The sequence below is a fragment of the Kaistella montana genome, assembly GCF_024436175.1.
GTDB classification, from domain to species: Bacteria; Bacteroidota; Bacteroidia; order Flavobacteriales; family Weeksellaceae; genus Kaistella; species Kaistella montana.
On the sequence record NZ_JANFQP010000002.1, the window covers coordinates 227,549 to 243,126 of the forward strand.

Consider the following 15,578-nt stretch of genomic DNA (forward strand, 5'->3'; position numbering starts at 1 on the left):
ATAAATAACGATTTTAACAGTTTAAAAAGGAATTCTTTCTAAAGTCATTTTCAAAGCCAATGCAAAAACGGCGGATGAAACGAACATCACCCATTCTTTTCTGTTGACTTTAAACAAAGTGAGCATCACAAAATGAAGTGTCATAATGACAATGACTACAGCAATTTGTCCAACTTCCAACCCAATATTGAATCCCAAAAGTGGAACAAAAATACTTTGTTCTTTCGACATCATCATTCTAGCGGTGTTGGCAAATCCCATCCCATGAACCAACCCAAAAAACAGAGCTAAATAATAATTCATTTTCATCAAATTCTGTGGTTTATTACGCATCAGAATATTATCTAAAGCCGTGATCACAATGGTTAAAGGGATTAAAAACTCCACCCATTTCGCCGGTGCGCGCAAAATATCAAACACGCTCAGCGCCAAAGTAATCGAATGGCCAATGGTAAACGCGGTAACCACCCAAAGGATTTTTTTCCAATCTTTGAAAACAAAAATAGCCATCAAAACCAAAACAAAAAGCTGATGATCAAGTGCATCCAAAGAAACAATATGTTCCCAACCTAACTTTAAATAAAGAATAAAATCCTGCATCTGTCGTATAATTTTTAGAGGCACGATAATACAAAATTTATTTTAACTTTGTTTAAAATTACGAAGATGAATCTCACGATAGAAATAGAAAACAAGGAAGACTACGCTTTTATCAAGCAACTTCTGGGGCGTTTAAAAGGCGTTAAAGTCGTACCACAACCCTACGAAATGATCGAAGGAGTTCCGGCTCATATCTTTGAAGCCATCGATAAATATGGAGAAAACCTAAAGGAAAAAGATATGATTTCCCATGAGGATTTTATGAAGATTATCGATGATGCAAGATGCAGATTAAATACTCCGAAATAGCCAACTCTACTTTCCTGGAAATTTTAGAGTTTCTAGAAAATAACTGGACTCCAAAAGAAATTGCTATTTTTTTGGATGATGTAGAAGTTGTGCTAAACTCCCTCATTGAAGTAAAAATAGAACAATACCAAAAATCTCAATCTAAAACCCGAAGCGCTCTGATTGGCAAAAAACACATCAGAATATTTTTCCGAAAAGAAGACGAAAATTAAATCAAAATTCTTTTGTTTTTCGACCTTCGCCAAGATCCTAAAAAAATACTCGAACTTTTAAAATGAAAAAATTCCTCCTTATCCTTTTCGCTTTTTTATTTACGACAGCTTTTTCCAAGTCATTGCCAACCGAAGATTTACATCCGTATCATGTTGGTTCTGTTGAATTTAATTATAATTCAAAAACCAAAACATTTGAAATCAGTGGAAAGTTTTTCTTAGATGATTTAGAAAATGCTTTGAAAGAAAAATACGGAAAAGCCGTTCATTTTAATGATGAAAATTACAAAAACCAAATCAATGCTTACTTGGTTCAATATTGTGAAGAATATTTAAAACTAAAATCGGACAATAAATTCCTAAAAATCAACTATATAGGCTACGAAGAAGATAGCGAATCAGTGAACATTTACCTAGAATCTGAAAAAACAAATCCACCGAAAAAAGTGGAAACTGCAGTGAGCATGCTCTACAATTTTTTTGATGACCAAATGAATATCATCCACATCATCGTCAACGGAACGCGGAAAAGTCAGCGATTAAATTACCCGGATCGGTATTTATATCAAAATTTTTAATTGCTGAAAGTTTCATTCACTCTTCTCGCTTCTTCCAAAAGATCAGGAAAAAAGGCATCAAAATGAATCTGTAACTGCGCTTTGTTTTTCAGAAAAGCATCAAAAACAGCAGTATCTTTTTCTAAATATTTCGCTTTATTGAGCACATTTTGAATGGAAAACTTAATCCCCCAATCTTCCCGATAATTGTACAACCAATTGTCTTTTTCCATGCGATCAAGCATTCTGAGGAAGTTTTCAGGCAAAAACCTTTCATGATTTCTCAAAACTCGATACACTTTTTCGGAATGTGATTTCAAAGTTTTATCAGGTAAAGAATTAGCCAAAAAATAATCAAAAGAAACATCCACAAAAGCACCTGCATAAAGCCTCACCAAAGGGCTGAATACTTTCTTGGCTTCATGAATTTCCGGATGCGCATCGGTAAAAGTATCGATCGCGCGATGCAAAGTAATTCCCTGCCCGATTTTTTCTGGGAAAGAAAAACGGTCTTTATTTCGGATGAAATCTTCCAAAAACTGCCCGACAATCTGTTCATCGGAAAACGAGAGATAAGAATGGGCGAGGAAATTCATGATTTGAAGGATGAGGTATGGAGGATGAAGGATGATGTTTGGAGTTTTGGTTTGAAGGTATATTTATTTTAAATTTTGTTTTTTGGTGAGGATGATGCTTTTAATGATCTTTAATAATGAAGTTGCTTTTTCATTCAGTTCTTGAAATTTACTTTCAGAAATATATCCTGATACTTTCAAAAGTTCCAGCCAGTAGAGGGATTCATCACATTCTTTCTGAGCGATAGCATTTTTATGGATGAAATCTGCAGATGATTGTGCGTTTTTAGCTTCGCGAAGATTTGCTCCTACAGAAGTTCCAGAGCGCAACAACTGCTTACTCATCACCAATTCTTTCTTTTCGGAAACCAAATATTTATAAAGTTCAATGATATCCAAAGCAAATTGGAAACTCAATTCACGCACTATATCACTCATTACTTTATATTTTTATAAATTAACTTCTATCCAATAAACACTACTTCAAACTCCCTACTCCCTACTCCATATTCCATTCTTCATACTCCATTCTTCATACTCCATCCTTCCTACTTCTAAAATAGATGCTCGTGAAAATCCTCAATCTTGCTTACTTCCACAATGTTGATTCCAAATTTCTTCTTCGGAATTTTATTTAAGTTCGAAACAAAAATCTTCTCGTAACCAAGTTTTTCGGCCTCAGAAATTCGTTGCTCGATTTGGGAAACCGGACGAATTTCGCCGCTCAACCCAATTTCGCCGGCAAAACAAAAATGTTCTGAAATCGCAATATCCTCATTGCTCGACAAAACCGAGGCAACCACGGCCAAATCCAAAGCTGGATCATCGGTTTTAATTCCTCCTGTGATGTTCAGGAAAACGTCTTTCGCGCCCAATTGAAAACCGGCTCGCTTCTCGAGAACCGCCAAAAGCATATTCAACCGCTTCGAATCGAAACCGGTACAGCTTCTTTGCGGCGTACCATAAACGGCGGTACTTACCAGTGCTTGAATCTCGATGAGCATTGGTCGATTTCCCTCCAAAGTTACCGCAACCGAGTTCCCGGAAAGTTCCTCAAACTTCTTGGTAATCAATATTTCAGATGGGTTTTTAATCTCTTTCAAACCTTGTGAAACCATTTCATAAATTCCGATTTCGGCGGTGGAACCAAAACGGTTTTTGTTCGCTCGCAATAAACGGAACAAGTGATTTCGGTCGCCATCAAAATTTAAAACGACATCGACCATGTGTTCCAGAACTTTCGGACCGGCAATTTGTCCGTCTTTGGTGATATGACCAACCAGAAAAACCGGCGTATTGGTTTCTTTCGCGAATTTGATGATTTCGTTCGAACATTCCCGAATCTGGGAAACGGTTCCGGGAGAACTTTCAATCAACTGGCTTTGAAGGGTTTGAATGGAGTCTATAATAACAAAATCGGGAGCTAATTTTTTGGCTTCATGAAGGATTTTTTCTAATGAAGTTTCAGTGAAAAGGTAGCAATGTGGATTCTGAAGTTCCGTCAACCGATCGGCACGCATTTTAATTTGCGAGGCACTTTCTTCACCGGAAACATAAAGAATTTTTTTCTTCATTTTCAAAGCTAATTGAAGAAGCAATGTAGATTTTCCAATGCCCGGTTCGCCACCAATTAAAGTCACGGAACCTAAAACGATTCCACCACCCAAAACACGATTGAGTTCTTCGGAAGGCGTTTTAATTCTCGGTTCCTCGTAAGTTTCTACTTCAATTATGTTAATGATATGCTGTTTCGATCTTTCGGAGTAGCTTTTAGCAGGGGATTTTACAACAATTTCTTCTACCAAAGTATTCCATTCGCCACAATTTTTGCATTGTCCTAGCCACTGCGGATATTGGGAACCGCAGTTCTGACAGAAATATGCTTTTTTCACTTTTGCCATGGGGTAAAAATACGGAACAAATATTTATTACACATCAACTCCTCCAAAAAACGACACCAAAAATAAACCGGCATTAAAAGTTAAAATACAAACTTTAATTACGCGGTTTTTATAATTTCGACATTAACAATTTTTTTTTATTTCCATACACAATTAAAAATCACCTATTCCTTTAATTTTTGAAGGCCTACTAGATCATACACTAAGGTTTATTCTAAAAAAACTTCCATTTGTTATCATAACATTCATTCGGTAAATTAAAACTGTGGAATTGTACTGTATTATTTTTTACCCTAACTTTGCACAAACCTAATCTAATGAGTAAAAAGAACACCAAATACATCTTCGTAACGGGGGGTGTAACTTCGTCTTTGGGAAAAGGAATTGTTTCCGCTTCTTTGGGACTTCTGCTAAAATCCCGCGGATTCAATGTCACCATTCAAAAGCTTGATCCTTATATCAACATCGACCCAGGAACCTTAAACCCTTATGAACACGGCGAATGCTATGTAACCGAAGATGGCGCAGAAACCGATTTGGATTTAGGTCATTACGAAAGATTCCTCAATTCTGCCACTTCGCAAAACAACAACGTAACGACCGGGAAAATCTACCAAACCGTTATCGAAAAAGAAAGAAAAGGTGATTTCCTAGGTAAAACGGTACAGGTAATTCCTCATATCACCAACGAAATCAAGCGAAGAATAAAAATTCTTGCCAAGCAAAACTACGATATCATCATCACCGAAATCGGTGGAACTGTCGGCGATATCGAATCGCTTCCTTATATCGAAAGTGTAAGACAGCTGAAATGGGAACTTGGCGAAAGCAACTCTATGGTAATCCACCTTACGCTGCTTCCTTACCTTGCATCCAGCGGTGAACTGAAGACAAAACCTTCGCAACACTCCGTTCGTCAATTGATGGAAAGTGGTATCCAAGCCGACGTTTTGGTATGCCGCACCGAGCATAAAATTCCAAAAGAACAACGCGCAAAACTTGCTCAGTTTTGTAACGTATCTTTAGATAACGTCATCGAATGCAGAGACCTAGATACCATTTACGAAGTTCCGCTTTATTTGCAGAAACAAAACTTCGACGATGTAGTGTTAAAAGAACTCAACCTGAAATCCGATAAAGTTGCCGATCTGAAAGACTGGAAAGGCTTCCTCAAAAGATACCAGAACCCTAAGAAAACTGTGGAGATTGCATTGGTAGGTAAATATGTTTCTCTTCAAGATTCTTACAAATCTATTGCAGAAGCGTTCATCCACGCAGGAGCCGATTTGGAAACCGAAGTGAAAGTACGTTGGGTTTATAGTGGCGACATTACCGAAGCCAATGTTCAGGAAACCTTGAAAGGAATCGATGGAATGCTCATCGCACCAGGATTTGGAGACAGAGGTATTGAAGGTAAAATTTCTGCAGCAAAATACGCCAGAGAAAACAACATCCCATTATTAGGAATCTGTTTAGGAATGCAAATCATGACCATCGAATTTGCAAGAAACATTTTAGGATACGCAAAAGCCAACTCCATGGAATTCGATACATCAACTCCTGATCCAGTAATTTCATTAATGGAAGAACAGAAAAACGTAGTTCACAAGGGTGGAACCATGAGATTAGGTGCATGGAAATGCAGCTTGAAACCTAACTCCAAACTTTATGATATCTACGGAGCCAAAAACATCTCTGAGAGACACCGCCATCGCTACGAATTCAACTCTGATTACCAAGAAGAATTCGAGAAAAACGGATTAACTCCTTCCGGCTTCAATCCCGAAACAGGATTGGTAGAGACCCTGGAGCTGAAAAACCACCCATTCTACATCGGTGTTCAGTACCATCCGGAATACAAAAGTACGGTTGCCTCGCCACATCCTTTGTTTAAAGCCCTCATTAAAGCAGCAACCAAAAAATAATTTACCGAGAGATAAAAGACACCCCGTTTTTTATCTCTTTGTTTTTAAATGAGTTGACAAAAAATTCTTGATTGCCAAAAAAATCTGTATTTTTGTCAGCCAAAATTAAACCCCGCTGATTGAACTAAAAATCAGCAACATCATCAAAAATTCAATAAAAAAAAGATGCAGCAAAATAACGGTTTAGATAAAAATCAACTGATCAGTTTCGCACTGTTTTCACTCATTCTTATCGGTGCCATGTTTTATTTTCAAAACAAGCAAGCCAAAGAACAGGCATTATTAGATGCTCAAAACAAAGCTAAAACTACGCAAACCGCCGTACAAAACGCCACCAAACCCGCTTTGGTGACCAACCTGAATGATAGCGTGAAAACCACTTCTATTCAGCAAGTACAGCTGAAAAATAAGGAATTAAGTTTAGGAATTTCTACTTTGGGTGGTCAAATTACCACGGTACAGCTCAACGAGTATAAAGCTTACAATAAAAATACCGACAAAAACGATAAGGAGCTTTTAATTTTTGATAAAAACAACTCCAGCTACGGATTTCAGTTCAAAGATAAAACCGGAAAAACTTTTAATACTAAAGATTTAGTTTTTACCCCAATTCAGAACGGAAACACCGTAACCATGCAGGCTAATGCCAATGGGGCGATTATCCAGTTCATCTATACTTTGCTAGATAAATATACGGTTGATTTCAATGTGAAAACCCAAGGTTTGTCACGTTTAGTTTCCGATTCCAAAGCTGATTTTGTTTGGGATTACAACGTAAGAGAAATGGAAAAAGGCCGTGCTCAGGAGCAAACCCACACCGAATTTAATTATAGTTTCGACGATTACAAGAGTTTCGATTATGATGGCAGAACCACCATGGACGAACCCGATGAAACCCTGAATTGGCTTGCCGTGAAACAACAGTTTTTCTCAGCCGTAATTGAACCACAGCACGGATTCAAAAATTCCAAAGGCTCTCAGGAAATGATCGAAGAAGGCGAATTCCTTAAAAAATTCAACTTTAATGGACAAGTAGATTTGGCTGGAAACGAATTGAACCAAGACTTCAAATGGTATTTTATGCCATTAGATTTACCATTATTGAAATCATATAATAAAAACTTCGATGAATTGTTACCACTAGGCTGGTCGTTTATCGGAAGTTTGAACAGATGGTTCTTTATCCCGATGTACAACTTGATCTCCAGTTGGGGCTTAGCAGCAGGTTGGGTGATCTTCTTAATGACGATTATCGTGAAGATTATTTTGTCTCCAGTCATGTTCAAGCAACATAAACTGAGCGCGATGATGAAAGTAATCCGCCCGGAAATCGATGAGGTAAATGCCAAATTCAAGGATGCAGATCCTATGAAAAAACAACAAGAAACCATGGCCATCTACCGAAAAGCAGGGGTTAACCAAATGGCAGGCTGTTTACCGGCATTGCTTCAGATCCCGATTTTCTACGCCCTCTTCCGTTTCTTCCCGAACATGATTGATTTAAGAGGAAAAAGCTTCTGGTTCGCAAAAGACCTAACCGCTTATGATGATGTCATCAAATTGCCTTTCAATATTCCTTTTTTAGGGGAGCATTTAAGCATCTTTGCGATTGCTTGTACCGTGGTAATCCTCATCTATACCGTTATGACTTCTGGCAATATCCAACAGCCACAACAAGAAGGTATGCCGAATATGAAGGTACTTATGTACATCTTCCCAATTACCTTCCTCTTCTTCTTGAACACTTCAGCATCCGGACTTTCATGGTATTACTTCGTTTCAAATGCAATCAACATCCTCATCATCTTAGTCATTAAATACTGGATTCTTGACGAGGAAAAAATCCATGCTCAAATTCAAGCCAACAAACAAAAAGAGCCGAAAAAAGAAGGAAAGTTCCAAAAAAGAATGCGAGAAATGATGGAAAAAGCGCAGGAACAACAAAAACTTCAACAGCAACAACAAACCGACAAAAAAAAATAACCTTTCTTAAACCAAAACTCTATACAAAGCGGAAAGTAATTTTCCGCTTTTTTTGTGGTTTTACTTAACCTATAATTACCTTTTAAGACCTATTTTATTGCTATTAACTTCAATATTACTCTATAGTAAGTCCATAGTAAGTCCATAGACCAACTATATAAAATATTGATTTACTACTGATTATCTATTTTAAAAATTTGTATATTCGTGGAAGATAATAGGAAGTTGATAGGGTTTGCTGATGAATGATTAGGCAATTATTTGTTTCATTAAAAAATACTTTTATTATGGCACGAGTGAATAAAAACGGATTAATTAGTGGTGGAATTGCCCATCTGGTTTATGTGAATCAGGGGGATAGGAATATTCTTCGGAGCAAACCAGATCAGGTTAGACAAAGCGCGAATACCAAAAAAGCGGCAAGTATTTTTGGCTACATCAGCAAGCGAGATGCGCAGTACCGCCGAAAGCTGATGCAATTGTGTAAACTCGTAACCGATGATCGCTACGCCTACCGACATCGAAGTCAGTTTTATAAAATGGCAACGAGTCACAGGCAAACTTTGGAAGGCCCCGTTTCGATTGTGGAAGGCGAACCGAAAATGATGGAAGGATTCGGGTTTAACAGGCATACCGAGTGGCAAAAAATTTGTCGGTTTTTCCCGGAAATACAATTGGATGAGGAAGCGCGCACCTTGTCTATTACCATTCCCGAGCTGGTGTGGAACCGCGAAGTGAAACCTCCAAAAAAGATGAGCAGTGCGACCGTGCGACTGATATGCATCGCTGCACTCCCCGATCAGGAGAATTACCAGAATATCGAATTATTGCAAGAAGTTGATTTGGAGATCGGTTCAGGAAAGGGAATTGAGGAAACCCATTTCACCCTAACGGATATTCCTGAGGGGCAATTGTTGTTTGTCATCGGAGAAATTCGGTTTCAGCAGACGCGCATTCAGCAAATATCGCCGTTACTTTGTGCGGCCAACAGCTATCTTTGGGGTGGGAAGATTGAGAAAAGAGAATAAAAAAAGCTTCGGAAGCATCTAAACAATTCTGTAAAAAACAATTTCAACATGTTGTGTATTCAACAAATTAATTGATAACTAGATTATTATATGTTCTTTTGTCTTGAAACAAAAGAACCAAAAGTTCAAGACTGGAAACTCCGGCTAAAATTTTAAAGTATTTCCTAAAATTCCTATAACTCGGGCGGAAACATAATATTTTCATAAAATGAGATTTTTGCCGCCACTCAAACAGTGGGAATTTTTTTACGGAAATTCTTTAAAATTTCTTAACGCCTCCGTTTCCTAAGTCGTAATCAAGTAATTGCTTACAATGCTGATTGCTCTTCCTAATCACATAACATCCAAAATTAAATTAAAAGCATAAAAAAGTCAACCCCATGATAAAGCTACTCGATGATATCGGTGGTATAATCGAGGCGGAAAGATTTTCGGTGATGGATGGTGGGGCCGAATTCATTGAGGGCATCGCGGTGTTTTTTGGTAGCGTAACCCATGTTTTTGTCCCAACCATATTGTGGGAATTCTTGATGAAGCTTGATCATCAGTTGGTCTCGATAATTTTTAGCCAAAATAGAAGCCGCCGCAATCGAAAGAAATTTAGAATCACCTTTAATGATGCACTGATGAGGAATAAAAGGGTAAGGGTGAAATTTATTACCATCAACTAAAATCAATTCAGGGCGAGTTTTCAATTGATCCAAAGCCAAATGCATGGCGTGGATGCTCGCATTCAAAATATTATGTTGATCGATAAAATCCGGAGCGACCTCCGCAATGGCATAATCTAACACATTATTTCGGATGTACTCGTCTAAATGCAGGCGGGTTTTGAAGGTGAGTTTCTTGGAATCATTGATTAAATTTTGTTGAAAACCCTCATCAATAATCACCGCAGCAGCTACTACCGGGCCGCATAAGCAACCCCTCCCCACTTCATCACACCCTGCTTCTATATATTGCTGAGACCAACTTTTGAGTAATTCCATAAACTGCTATAATGATACTTTTTGACTAAAAATTGTGTGGTAAAAGTACAAACTTTCCCTAATAATGCGGTGATGAATAAAAATTGAAACATTTTTTTTGCGCTTCATAATGCAAAACAACGAGCATGAGAATAATCACAAAAAAAGGGGCAAGAAAAAATTAAAAAAAGAAAGAATTCGGTCTCGGTTATTTAGTTTTGAGAAAAACAATAGCCCAAAAATAAAAAATACGCAAATTGAAATTAACTTAATTTAACCTAAAAAACATTACAATATTGAAAAAAAAAGAGGTTAAAAAAAATTGATACCTTAACATATGTTAAAATTTAAAAGAAAATCAGCAAAAAACCACCCCCAATTTTGATAAATTAACACAAAAAGCCAATTTGTTAATAAAAACACATTCAAAAAAACCATTTGTTAGATAATTAAGAAATAATTAACAAAAAGTTTGGTTATATTAAGAAAGTTTTGCACTTTTGCTCCAATGAAAAAATTTAATTTGATATGAAGAAACTAACAACAAGCGTTTTAGCGGTAGTTTTGACTTCGTCATTTGCACTAGTGAATGCACAGGTTGACACCACAAAAACGCAAGATATCGAAGGCGTTGTAGTAACGGCCCTTGGTATTAAAAGAGAGAAAAAGTCGCTTACTTATTCCTCACAAGAAGTAAAAGCAGACCAAATTACTAAAGGAACTACGAACACTGGTAACGTAGCTTCTCAGTTATCTGGTAAAGTTGCAGGTTTACAGGTAAACACCAACAACAACTTTGGGGGTTCTACCAACCTAGTAATTAGAGGATACAAATCACTTAACGGAGGTTCTCCTTTAATCGTAATTGATGGATCTCCAGTGAGCAACAGCTCCTTATCAGGGTTCTACGATTATGGTAACTTTTTATCAGACATCAACCAAGAGGATATTGAGTCCATCAACGTATTGAAAGGTGCTGCGGCTTCTGCTCTATATGGTGAAAGAGGTTTAAATGGTGTTATTGTTATTACAACAAAAAATGGTAGAGGTAAGAATGATGAGACTTGGGGAGTAACCTTGAGTTCAAGTGCTAACTTTGGTGTTATTGACAAGTCTACGTTCCCTGAATACCAAACTAAATATGGTGGTGGATATGCTGGTGACGATTACAATTTTGGAAATCAGTACACTAACTACAATGATGATGCTTCTTTAGGGCCAAAGTACGACGGTCACCAAGTTTACCACTGGGATTCATTTGATCCTTCGTCTCCAAACTATGGAAAAACTAGACCTTACGTAGCAGGTGCTAATACTCCTATTGAGTTTTTTGACACCTCTAGTAATTATGCCAATACCATTTCCTTAGAAAAAGGAGGAGACAGATCTAACATTTTATTGAGTTATACCAATCAGATGTTAAGTGGTATCATGCCTAACTCTGATTTGAGAAAAAACACCCTTTCAACGAAATTTAATTTTGACTTTACTGACAAATTATCAGCAAGCATCTACTCAAGTTTGACTTTGCAAGATACTAAAGGTCGTAACGAAACTGGATATTCAGACAACTTGATGTCTAACTTCAGACAATGGTGGAACACCGATGTTGACATTCTACAACTAAGGGATGCATACATGAGAACTGACCAGAATATTTCTTGGAACAGAAAGTCACCAACTAATGCAACACCTGCATATTGGGACAACCCATATTTCCAAAGATACCAAAGTTATCAGTCTGATGACCGTACAAGAACATTCAGTTATGCATCTACCACATACAAATTCAGTAAGAATGTAAGTGCAACAGCAAAATTGTCTTATGACTTATTAAGTATGCTTATAGAGCAGAGAGTAGCTCAAGGTTCTGTACCACGTACATTCGGTGCTGGAAATACCAACGTAACATCCGGATATTCTAAACAAAACATTAAGCAACAAGAAACTAATTTCGATTTGTTCGCAAATTATAACTTTGATTTAACTGACAACCTTGATATTTCCGGTCTTGTAGGAGGAAACGTTAGAAGAAATCAATATGAATCAGACTATGCTTCTACAGAAGGTGGGCTAGTAATTCCTGGTTTATATTCATTATCGAACTCTTTAGGAACAGTATTACCAACTTCAGAGACGCTTAATAAGAGCGCAACCGCGAGTCTTTTCGCTACTGCATCATTAGGCTATATGGATACTTATTTCATCGATGGAACTTATAGAGTAGATAAATCTTCAACTTTACCAAAAGAAACCAATACTTACGGATACGGTTCTGTTGCAGGATCTATCGTACTTTCAAATCTATTGAAACAAGATTGGTTAAGCTTCTGGAAAATTAGAGGTAACTATGCTGTAGTAGGGGGTACTGCTTCTCCATATCAGCTAAAAAATACCTATGGTACTTTAGGTAATTTTGCTGGAGTTGTACTTTTTGATTCTCCTAATACAAGAGCAAACAGTGAACTTAAGCCTGAAAGATCAAAAGAAGTTGAGGTTGGTATGGAAATGCAATTCTTCAAAAGAAGATTAGGTTTTGATGTAACCGCTTATCAAACTAAAACAACTGATCAGATTATCAGTCTTCCAGTTTCTTCTGGTACAGGATATGCAGCTACTGTATTTAACGCAGGTAGAATCGATAACAAAGGTATCGAAGTTTCATTAAATGCTACACCATTGAAATCTCAGGACTTCTCTTGGGATGTAAACCTAAACTGGGCGAAAAACGTCAATGAAGTTATTGATTTAAACGGTGTTGATAACTACCAATTAGGTGCTTATCAAGGTGGGGTAACCCTTAATGCTACAGTTGGTGAAGCAATGGGTACTTTAAGAGGTACAGATTACACTTACCATGAAAATGGACAAAGAATTGTAAGAGCTAACGGTTTATGGCAAAAATCTCCAATCAAAGTTATTGGAAATATTACTCCAGACTGGACCGGCGGTGTAAGAAACTCTTTCAGCTACAAAGGTCTTAGCTTGAGTTTCCTTATCGATGTTCAACATGGAGGTGATACATTCTCAACCGACTTATGGTATGGATATGCAGGTGGACTTTATGCAGATACCGCAGGTGATGAGTTCAGAGATCCATCTGGAGTAGTATTACCTGGTGTTAATGCAAATGGAAATCCTAACACCACAGAAATTGGTAATGGAGCATTAGATTCTCACAGCTATTACGGCTACCAAGCAAAAGGTTATGGAAACGCACCTAACAGTGAGTTCGTTTATGACGCTTCTTATGTAAAATTAAGAGAAGCAAGTATTTCTTACTCTCTACCTAAAAGTATATTAGCAGGAACATTCGTACAGGATGTAAGCTTATCACTAGTAGGAAGAAACTTATGGATTATCCATAAAAACTTACCATATGCAGATCCTGAAGCAGGAGTTGGTGGTGGTCTAAGATCAAGAGGTAACTCTATTGGTATTTTACCAACAACTAGGGATTTTGGTTTTAATGTTAATATTAAATTTTAATTACAAACAATGAAAAAGATAATTTTTATAGCATGTAGTTTATTTGTAGCTGCAGCGACAACAATTTCTTGTGAGAGAGACATATCGAGTCTGAATGTCAATCCCAAGCAACCCGAAGTAGTACCATCACAAAACTTGGTAGCATCTTCGCAGAACTATCTTGCTACACTATGGGTTACACCGAGCGTGAATTCAAACATTAGCCGTTTCTTTACCCAGCAATGGACTGAAACACAATATGTTGACGAAACCAACTATAACTTCGTAACTAGAAACCAACCTCAAAATCATTATAATACTCTGATGAGAGATGTTCTAGGACCATTGAAGCAAGCTAGCGTTTTCCTTGATTCTGAAGCAGAAGCTACTACCTACAGTAGTGCTGATCAAGCAAAGATCAAAACAAACAAGAAAGCTACTATTGAACTTTTATCAATTTTTGCTTGGGCAAACTTGGTAGATACTTTTGGAAATGTACCTTATACAGAAGCATTACAAAACACTACAGATAACTTAGTTCTTCAGCCTAAATATGATGATGCAGCTGCAATTTATGCGGATTTGCAAACCAGATTAAATGCTGTTTTAGGAACTATTACTCCTAGTCTACCTGGTTATTCAACTGATGTTGTTTACAAAGGGAATATGAGCAAGTGGGTTAAATTTGCAAACACCCTAAAACTTCAAATGGGGTTAAACCTTGCTGATGTTCAACCGGCTGCTGCCAAGTCTTTGGTAGAGTCTGCTTATGCTGGAGGTGTAATCTTAGCAGCTGCGGATAGCTACAACCATCCATTTGTAGCGGGTCAATTTGCAAATCCAATTTATCAAAACCTAGTAGCGAGTGGGCGTGATGACTTTTTGCCTTCAGATGTTTATATCAATAATTTGATTGCAAAAGCGGATCCAAGACTATCTAAATACTTTACACCATTAGCAAATGGAACATATGTTGGAGGTCCTTATGGAGAAACAGCTACTTTTAATAACTTTTCTCATATCAGTTCTACTTACACAGGTGCTGCGAATGCTGGAAAAATATTTGATGTATTGTATGTAAAATTGATGTTAGCCGAAGCTGCTGCAAGAGGATTTAATGTAGGTGGTGATGCTGCAACATTGTACGCAAGCGCAGTAAATCAGTCAATGACCGATTCTGGAGTAAGTACTGCAGATGCTGCTGCTTATTTGCTTGCACATCCATTTAATGCTGCTAACTGGAAACAGTCTATTGGTATGGAAGCTTGGGTTGCATTACACAACAGAGGATATGAATCTTGGTATTTCTTCAGAAGATTGGATTATCCAGTACTTGAAGTACCAGGTGTAGCTGATGGATTGGTTTACAGAATGCCTTATTCTCTAAACGAATACAGCACCAATAAAACAAATGTAGAAGCTGCTGCATCTGCAATTGGTGGTGATAAGTATACAACTAAATTATTCTGGGATAAATTTTAATAAAATATAGCCTAAACTTCAACCACTCTTCGGAGTGGTTTTTTTTATCACACCAAAAATTATACAAATATTATGAGAAAAATCAATTTAACCGGATGGCTAATTAGTATGATGCTGATTACAATTACATGTACCTCATCCAAAGTCTCTTTTGAGGAGATTCAAAACAAGATTTATAGCAACAACTTTACTTTTGTTGCGAAGAATTTCGAAAATAATACCTCCTATACCGTTCCAGCAGGTACCGGTAGAATGACACAAACTAACCTTCCTGCTCAACCTGATGAAACCATCGGCATCCAAGTAACCCACGATAAATTAATCATAAATCTTCCATCTACAGATCAGGAGACAACTATTAATAAATATTCGCTCAATACGACATCCGAAGATTTTACTGTAGCTCGTAAAGATTTAGACAATGGAAACATTCTGATTAATTTTTTCTTAAACGATGTGAAAGATCTTAACCTTATTAAGATGGAAGTAGAAAAAAATGGAAAAATAGATTGTTCCCTTGAAGGTCCCAATCAAAAGCCACTTTTATATACAGGGTATTTAAAGATGTAA

Annotated in this window: 14 protein-coding genes; 9 read left to right on the forward strand and 5 right to left on the reverse strand. The window is 37.2% G+C overall.

What is annotated here, in order from left to right; all coding sequences use genetic code 11:
• Positions 1–21: 21 nt before the first annotated feature.
• On the reverse strand, positions 22–600 hold the full coding sequence (locus tag NOV28_RS07200; protein WP_255929161.1) for a HupE/UreJ family protein: 579 nt from the start codon (positions 598–600) through the stop codon (positions 22–24).
• Positions 601–666: 66 nt separating this feature from the next.
• On the opposite strand from NOV28_RS07200, the gene NOV28_RS07205 reads away from it, so the two are divergent.
• The 3 genes from NOV28_RS07205 (at position 667) to NOV28_RS07215 (ending at position 1,699) form a co-directional block, all read left to right on the forward strand.
• Positions 667–909, forward strand: coding sequence for a hypothetical protein (locus NOV28_RS07205; RefSeq protein WP_255929163.1), 243 nt, complete (start codon positions 667–669; stop codon positions 907–909).
• Positions 885–1,121 carry a hypothetical protein gene (locus NOV28_RS07210; protein ID WP_255929165.1) on the forward strand — a complete coding sequence of 79 codons (237 nt, stop codon included), beginning with the start codon at positions 885–887 and terminating at the stop codon, positions 1,119–1,121. Before NOV28_RS07205 ends, NOV28_RS07210 begins: the two co-directional genes overlap by 25 nt.
• 62 nt (positions 1,122–1,183) lie before the next feature.
• A complete protein-coding gene (locus tag NOV28_RS07215) occupies positions 1,184–1,699 on the forward strand; it encodes a DUF6702 family protein (protein ID WP_255929167.1) in 516 nt (171 codons plus the stop codon).
• On the opposite strand, the gene NOV28_RS07220 is transcribed toward NOV28_RS07215, so the two are convergent.
• The 3 genes from NOV28_RS07220 to radA form a co-directional block, all read right to left on the reverse strand.
• Positions 1,696–2,274, reverse strand: a complete 579-nt coding sequence (locus NOV28_RS07220; protein WP_255929169.1) for an acyl carrier protein phosphodiesterase — start codon at positions 2,272–2,274, stop codon at positions 1,696–1,698. The two genes, NOV28_RS07215 and NOV28_RS07220, sit on opposite strands and share 4 nt — an antisense overlap.
• Positions 2,275–2,337: 63 nt before the next feature.
• A complete protein-coding gene (locus tag NOV28_RS07225) occupies positions 2,338–2,691 on the reverse strand; it encodes a four helix bundle protein (RefSeq protein WP_255929171.1) in 354 nt (117 codons plus the stop codon).
• Between the two features lie 116 nt (positions 2,692–2,807).
• Positions 2,808–4,154, reverse strand: a complete 1,347-nt coding sequence (radA, locus tag NOV28_RS07230; protein ID WP_255929174.1) for a DNA repair protein RadA — start codon at positions 4,152–4,154, stop codon at positions 2,808–2,810.
• Between the two features lie 317 nt (positions 4,155–4,471).
• Here radA and pyrG point away from each other — a divergent pair, with 317 nt between their 5' ends.
• The 3 genes from pyrG (at position 4,472) to NOV28_RS07245 (ending at position 9,090) form a co-directional block, all read left to right on the forward strand.
• Positions 4,472–6,079 (forward strand): CTP synthase, encoded by a 1,608-nt coding sequence (gene pyrG / locus NOV28_RS07235; protein WP_255929176.1) that lies wholly within the window; start codon positions 4,472–4,474, stop codon positions 6,077–6,079.
• A gap of 165 nt (positions 6,080–6,244) precedes the next feature.
• A complete protein-coding gene (yidC, locus tag NOV28_RS07240; RefSeq protein WP_255929178.1) occupies positions 6,245–8,062 on the forward strand; it encodes a membrane protein insertase YidC in 1,818 nt (605 codons plus the stop codon).
• Between the two features lie 287 nt (positions 8,063–8,349).
• Positions 8,350–9,090, forward strand: a complete 741-nt coding sequence (locus NOV28_RS07245) for a hypothetical protein (protein WP_255929179.1) — start codon at positions 8,350–8,352, stop codon at positions 9,088–9,090.
• A 389-nt stretch (positions 9,091–9,479) separates the two neighbouring features.
• Here NOV28_RS07245 and rnhB read toward each other — a convergent pair whose 3' ends face one another.
• Positions 9,480–10,079 carry a ribonuclease HII gene (rnhB, locus tag NOV28_RS07250; RefSeq protein ID WP_255929181.1) on the reverse strand — a complete coding sequence of 200 codons (600 nt, stop codon included), beginning with the start codon at positions 10,077–10,079 and terminating at the stop codon, positions 9,480–9,482.
• A 507-nt stretch (positions 10,080–10,586) separates the two neighbouring features.
• Between rnhB and NOV28_RS07255 the strand changes: the two genes are divergently transcribed.
• From NOV28_RS07255 to NOV28_RS07265, 3 genes are all read left to right on the forward strand, one after another.
• A complete protein-coding gene (locus NOV28_RS07255; RefSeq protein WP_255929189.1) occupies positions 10,587–13,547 on the forward strand; it encodes a SusC/RagA family TonB-linked outer membrane protein in 2,961 nt (986 codons plus the stop codon).
• 9 nt (positions 13,548–13,556) lie between these two features.
• On the forward strand, positions 13,557–15,008 hold the full coding sequence (locus tag NOV28_RS07260) for a SusD/RagB family nutrient-binding outer membrane lipoprotein (protein ID WP_255929191.1): 1,452 nt from the start codon (positions 13,557–13,559) through the stop codon (positions 15,006–15,008).
• A 72-nt stretch (positions 15,009–15,080) separates the two neighbouring features.
• On the forward strand, positions 15,081–15,578 hold the full coding sequence (locus NOV28_RS07265) for a DUF4251 domain-containing protein (RefSeq protein WP_255929193.1): 498 nt from the start codon (positions 15,081–15,083) through the stop codon (positions 15,576–15,578).

Excerpts from the sequence above, each read along its gene's own strand:
- NOV28_RS07200 (WP_255929161.1), bottom strand. The coding sequence starts at position 600 with ATGCAGGATTTTATTCTTTATTTAAAGTTAGGTTGGGAACATATTGTT.
- NOV28_RS07205 (WP_255929163.1), top strand. The coding sequence starts at position 667 with ATGAATCTCACGATAGAAATAGAAAACAAGGAAGACTACGCTTTTATC.
- NOV28_RS07210 (WP_255929165.1), top strand. The coding sequence starts at position 885 with ATGCAGATTAAATACTCCGAAATAGCCAACTCTACTTTCCTGGAAATT.
- NOV28_RS07215 (WP_255929167.1), top strand. The coding sequence starts at position 1,184 with ATGAAAAAATTCCTCCTTATCCTTTTCGCTTTTTTATTTACGACAGCT.
- NOV28_RS07220 (WP_255929169.1), bottom strand. The coding sequence starts at position 2,274 with ATGAATTTCCTCGCCCATTCTTATCTCTCGTTTTCCGATGAACAGATT.
- NOV28_RS07225 (WP_255929171.1), bottom strand. The coding sequence starts at position 2,691 with ATGAGTGATATAGTGCGTGAATTGAGTTTCCAATTTGCTTTGGATATC.
- radA (WP_255929174.1), bottom strand. The coding sequence starts at position 4,154 with ATGGCAAAAGTGAAAAAAGCATATTTCTGTCAGAACTGCGGTTCCCAA.
- pyrG (WP_255929176.1), top strand. The coding sequence starts at position 4,472 with ATGAGTAAAAAGAACACCAAATACATCTTCGTAACGGGGGGTGTAACT.
- yidC (WP_255929178.1), top strand. The coding sequence starts at position 6,245 with ATGCAGCAAAATAACGGTTTAGATAAAAATCAACTGATCAGTTTCGCA.
- NOV28_RS07245 (WP_255929179.1), top strand. The coding sequence starts at position 8,350 with ATGGCACGAGTGAATAAAAACGGATTAATTAGTGGTGGAATTGCCCAT.
- rnhB (WP_255929181.1), bottom strand. The coding sequence starts at position 10,079 with ATGGAATTACTCAAAAGTTGGTCTCAGCAATATATAGAAGCAGGGTGT.
- NOV28_RS07255 (WP_255929189.1), top strand. The coding sequence starts at position 10,587 with ATGAAGAAACTAACAACAAGCGTTTTAGCGGTAGTTTTGACTTCGTCA.
- NOV28_RS07260 (WP_255929191.1), top strand. The coding sequence starts at position 13,557 with ATGAAAAAGATAATTTTTATAGCATGTAGTTTATTTGTAGCTGCAGCG.
- NOV28_RS07265 (WP_255929193.1), top strand. The coding sequence starts at position 15,081 with ATGAGAAAAATCAATTTAACCGGATGGCTAATTAGTATGATGCTGATT.